This is a genomic window from Mycobacterium sp., from assembly GCF_050701675.1.
Taxonomy (GTDB): domain Bacteria; phylum Actinomycetota; class Actinomycetes; order Mycobacteriales; family Mycobacteriaceae; genus Mycobacterium.
Genome location: NZ_JBOGDD010000930.1, coordinates 1 through 2,553 on the forward strand (window position 1 = coordinate 1; position 2,553 = coordinate 2,553).

The window sequence follows — 2,553 nt, forward strand, 5'->3', positions numbered from 1 at the left end:
CACCACCACCATGCTGCGTGACCACCTCCGCGAATTCTGATCTCCCCCCAGCGATTTGTGTGCGTTCACCGGCGCTCACCGCCGGTGAAACTCCACAAATCGCAGGGGTGGGGGAGGAGTTTAGGCGCTGCGGCCGCGCTCCTCGCGGTAGTGGCGCACCAACGCGTCGGTCGAGCTGTCGGACTGCTCGGCGGGCGCGGCGTCGTCGGTCAGCACCGGAAGCAGTGAGTTGGCCTGCGTCTTGCCAAGCTCCACGCCCCACTGATCGAACGAGTCGATACCCCAGATCACGCCCTCGGTGAAGACCTGATGCTCGTAGAGCGCGATCAGCTGACCGACCACTGACGGCGTCAGCTTGGTCGCCAAGATCGAAGTGCTCGGCCGGTTTCCGGGCATCACCTTGTGCGGGACGACGTCGGCCTTGGTGCCCTCGCTCGCGATCTCGTCGGCGGTCTTGCCGAACGCGAGCACCTTGGTCTGGGCGAAGAAGTTGCTCATCAGCAGGTCGTGCTTGCTGCCGGTGCCGTCGCGCGTGGGAAGGTCGTCGGTGGGCTGGGAGAACCCGATGAAGTCCGCGGGGATCAGCCGGGTGCCCTGGTGCAGCAACTGGTAGAAGGCGTGCTGGCCGTTGGTTCCCGGTTCGCCCCAATAGATTTCACCGGTCGAGGTGGTCGCCGGGGTGCCGTCGCGTCGTACCGACTTGCCGTTGGACTCCATCGTCAGCTGCTGCAGATATGCCGCGAAGCGCGAGAGGTCGTTGGAGTACGGCAGCACGACGCGGGACTGCGCACCGAAGAAGTCGTTGTACCAGAGGCCGATGAGGCCAAGCAGCACAGGCGCATTGGCCTCCAGCGGCGTGGTGCGGAAATGCTCGTCGATGGCATGGAACCCGGCGAGGAACTCGGCGAACCGCTCCTTGCCGATCACCGCCATCACCGACAGCCCGATCGCCGAGTCCACCGAGTAGCGGCCCCCGACCCAGTCCCAGAAGCCGAACATGTTGGCGGTGTCGATCCCGAAGCCGTCGACGAGCTTTTCGTTTGTGGACACCGCGACGAAGTGCTTGGACACCGCGTCCTGTCCGGCACCGCCGCCGAGTCCGTCAATGAGCCAGCGGCGGGCCGCCGTCGCGTTGGTCAGCGTCTCCAGGGTGGAGAACGTCTTGGACGCGACGATGAAAAGCGTTGTGGCGGGCTCGAGTCCGTCGAGTTTGGCCACCAGGTCGGCGGGGTCGACGTTCGAGACGAACCGGGCCGAGATGCCCGCATCGGCGTAATGCCGCAGGGCGTCGTACACCATCACCGGACCGAGATCCGACCCGCCGATGCCGATGTTGACGACGGTCGTGATGCGCTCGCCCGTCGCGCCGGTCCACTCGCCGTTGCGCAGCTTGTCGGTGAAGGCTCCCATCGAGTCAAGCACCTCGTGCACGTCGCTGACGACGTCCTGCCCGTCGACGGTCAACTCCGCGCCCTTGGGCAGACGAAGGGCCGTGTGCAGCACCGCCCGATCCTCCGAGGTGTTGATGTGCTCACCGCTGAACATGGCGTCGCGGCGGCCCTCGAGGTCGGCGGCCTTGGCGAGGTCGATGAGCAGCGCCAGTGTCTCGCGCGTCACGCGGTGTTTGCTGTAGTCGACGTAGAGATCGCCGACGGTCAGCGTGAGTTCGCGACCGCGTGCGGGGTCCTCGTCGAAGAACTCGCGGAGGTGCTTGGCTCCGATTTCGTCGTGGTGACGGACCAATGCGTCCCACGCCGGAGTGGCCGTGATGTCGGGAATCTCAGCGGGTTGTGAAGACATATGTCGACCCTAATGCGGCGCGCCTTTCGAGGGTGTAAATGATGGATGCATGGACATCGAAAAGCTCCTGTCATCCGTGCCGACCGGCTTGTGGATCGGAGGTGAGGAGCGCGAGGCGTCCTCGACCTTCGACGTACTGAACCCCGCGACCGACGAGGTGCTGCTCAGCATCGGCAACGCCACGCCTGCCGACGGCATCGCGGCGCTGGATGCGGCCGCCGCCGTGCAGGCGGACTGGGCCGCCACCCCGGCGCGCGAGCGAGGCGAGATCCTGCGCTCGGTATTCGAGGCGATCACCGCCCGCGCCGAAGAGTTCGCGACGCTGATGACCCTCGAGATGGGCAAGGTGCTCGCCGAGAGCATGGGCGAGGTGAAGTACGGCTCGGAGTTCTTCCGGTGGTTCTCCGAGGAAGCCGTCCGCATCAGTGGCCGCTACACGAAGGCCCCGGCGGGGACCGGTCGCATCATCGTGACCAAGCAACCCGTCGGCCCGTGTCTGGCGATCACGCCATGGAACTTCCCGCTGGCGATGGGCACCCGCAAGATCGGACCGGCGATGGCCGCGGGCTGCACGATGATCGTCAAGCCCGCCCAGGAAACACCGCTGACCATGCTGCTGCTGGCCAAGCTGATGGACGACGCGGGGCTGCCCAAGGGCGTGCTTTCGGTCCTGCCGACCTCGAAGCCCGGCGACCTGACCACCGCGCTGATCGACGACGGCCGGCTACGCAAGCTGACCTTCACCGGCTCCAC

At 66.2% G+C, this 2,553-nt stretch carries 2 protein-coding genes; one reads left to right on the plus strand and one right to left on the minus strand.

Annotated features, from left to right (window positions below; genetic code table 11):
• Positions 1-120 precede the first annotated feature (120 nt).
• Positions 121-1,800, minus strand: coding sequence for a glucose-6-phosphate isomerase (gene pgi, locus ACRDUX_RS28255; RefSeq protein WP_526418721.1), 1,680 nt, complete (start codon positions 1,798-1,800; stop codon positions 121-123).
• A gap of 49 nt (positions 1,801-1,849) precedes the next feature.
• On the opposite strand from pgi, the gene ACRDUX_RS28260 reads away from it, so the two are divergent.
• Positions 1,850-2,553: aldehyde dehydrogenase family protein (locus ACRDUX_RS28260; protein ID WP_526418723.1), on the plus strand; the 704-nt coding region annotated here is incomplete at its 3' end.